Origin of the sequence: Symbiopectobacterium sp. (assembly GCF_051710365.1) — a bacterium.
Classification (GTDB): domain Bacteria; phylum Pseudomonadota; class Gammaproteobacteria; order Enterobacterales; family Enterobacteriaceae; genus Symbiopectobacterium.
The window spans coordinates 1-2,293 of the sequence record NZ_JBPETA010000310.1 but is presented as its reverse complement, the minus strand read 5'-3'; the positions used below and the strand labels follow the sequence as shown (position 1 = coordinate 2,293).

Sequence of the window (2,293 nt, the reverse complement as noted above, 5' to 3'; positions counted from 1 at the left end):
GCCATGGCGATGGTCAAAGCGCTTAACCGGATCACGCTATTAGGAATGCCGAACAGTATTCGCATCACGTAACAATCGACCCGATGGGGCACAGTCGTTACAAGTTCTGATTTATTCAACAAAGCCCATTATCAGGTTACATACTGGGTAAACAGCATTTACTCTTGGCAGGAATGATTGGTGCTATCATGGAGCCACATCTGTCTGAGACGCTCCTTTGGCTGAAGGGCAAAGAGGGATTTCAACTGCAACGGCCAGAGAGGCATACATCTGAGGTCTGACTAATGAGTACAGCATCAACAGGTAGCGATGCCCCCTTTGGCACGCTATTGGGATATGCGCCCGGCGGCGTAGCAATTTATTCTTCAAATTACAGTACGTTACCTCCAGAACACGATCACAGAGATGCCAGTTTCCGCAGCTATATTGGCAACGAATATATGGGGCATAAATGGCAGTGCGTTGAGTTTGCCCGCCGTTTTTTGTTCCTGAACTATGGCTCGGTCTTTACGGATGTTGGGATGGCCTATGAAATCTTCTCCTTACGCTTCCTGCGCCAAGTGGTTAACGACAATCTGCTGCCACTTCAAGCCTTTGCTAATGGCTCCCTGCGTCCTCCCGTCGCCGGGGCCTTGCTGATCTGGCAGAAAGGCGGCGAGTTCAAACACACGGGCCACGTCGCAGTGATTACCCAGTTGCTGGGTAATAAGGTCAGGATTGCCGAACAGAACGTTCACCACACGCCACTCCCTCCCGGTCAGCAGTGGACACGGGAATTAACGCTGGAAGTGCGTGAAGGCCACTACACCCTCAAAGATACCTTTAGCGACACCACCATCCTGGGTTGGATGATTCAGACCAGCAACACGGAGCACAGTCTACCGCAGCCGACCGTTCCTCCGGCAGCATTGGCGCTCGGTAGCGCGCGGTTGGAAAATAAAGGGCAGTTCGACGGCAAATGGCTCAATGAGGCCGATCCGTTACAGAATGCCTATGCGCAGGCAAACGGCCACCGCATTAACGCCGATCCCTGCCGTTACTTCACCATGACGGAACGTGCTGAGCAGGAACTGATCAAGGCCACCAATGAACTGCACTTGATGTATATGCATGCAACGGATAAGGTCTTAAAAGATGACGATCTGTTGGCACTGTTTGATATTCCCAGAATCCTGTGGCCACGGTTGCGGCTTTCCTGGCAACGCCGGCGTCACCATATGATCACCGGGCGTCTGGATTTTTGTATGGATGAACGTGGACTGAAAGTCTATGAATACAATGCAGATTCCGCATCATGCCACACAGAAGGGGGGCTGATTTTTGAGCAATGGATGAAGCAGGGCAATATCACCGCAGGATATAACCCGTCGGAAGCCTTGCTTGACGAATTGGCGGGTGCCTGGCAGCACAGCCACGCCGCTCCCTTTGTCCACATCATGCAGGACAAAGATGTGGAAGAAAGCTATCACGCGCAGTTTATGCAACGAGCACTGACACAGGCAGGCTTTGACAGCAAAATCCTCTACGGACTGGATGACCTAGGCTGGGATAGCGCCGGGCAACTGATTGATAGCGAACATCGCCCGGTTAGCTGTGTGTGGAAAACCTGGGCATGGGAAACCGTGGTTGAGCAGCTTCGTGAAGTCAGCGATACCGAATATGCCGCGCTGCCAATTCGTACCGGCCATCCTCAAAATGAGGTGCGCTTTATTGACGTGCTGCTGCGCCCCGAAGTGCGCGTGTTTGAACCGCTGTGGACCATGATCCCCGGAAACAAGGCAATACTGCCAGTATTGTGGTCGCTGTTTCCCCACCATCGCTATTTACTCGATACCGACTTTGTGGTGAATGAGGAATTGGCGCAAACGGGATATGCGGTAAAACCGATATCGGGTCGCTGTGGCAACAACATTGATCTGATCAACCGACATGAAGAAGTGCTGGACCAGACCCACGGCCAGTTTGTTGACCGGAAAAACATCTATCAACAGCTCTGGTGCCTGCCGAAGGTAGATGGGAAGTATCTTCAGGTTTGTACCTTCACCATCGGCGGTAGCTATGGTGGCGCGTGCTTGCGTGGCGATGATACGCTGGTGATCAAAAAGGAAAGTGATATCGAGCCGCTTATTGTTTTGTCTGACGAGGATTCCCAGCAGAACAAATAATGTATACTAGCTCAGACCTGATCTGACAGTTACCGGTTATTTATACAGGTGTCTGTCAGATTAAATCTGGTTCAGATTTTTTTCTGCCCAGACCCGTTTACCATCAAGTAATGTTGCCATTGGCGTGC

The 2,293-nt window shown here is 51.5% G+C and carries 1 protein-coding gene and 1 pseudogene; both read left to right on the top strand.

Translation table 11 applies throughout. The features are described 5' to 3' along the window. Window positions 1-72: pseudogene (locus ACTBDZ_RS17145) on the top strand (surface-adhesin E family protein); the annotation flags it as partial. Window positions 73-284: 212 nt separating this feature from the next. Beyond that, on the top strand, window positions 285-2,165 hold the full coding sequence (gene gss / locus ACTBDZ_RS17140) for a bifunctional glutathionylspermidine amidase/synthase (protein WP_438816187.1): 1,881 nt from the start codon (window positions 285-287) through the stop codon (window positions 2,163-2,165). The last annotated feature ends 128 nt before the right edge of the window (window positions 2,166-2,293 follow it).

What these genes read in the sequence shown, in the direction of transcription:
- gss (WP_438816187.1), top strand. Translation starts at nt 285, where the DNA reads ATGAGTACAGCATCAACAGGTAGCGATGCCCCCTTTGGCACGCTATTG.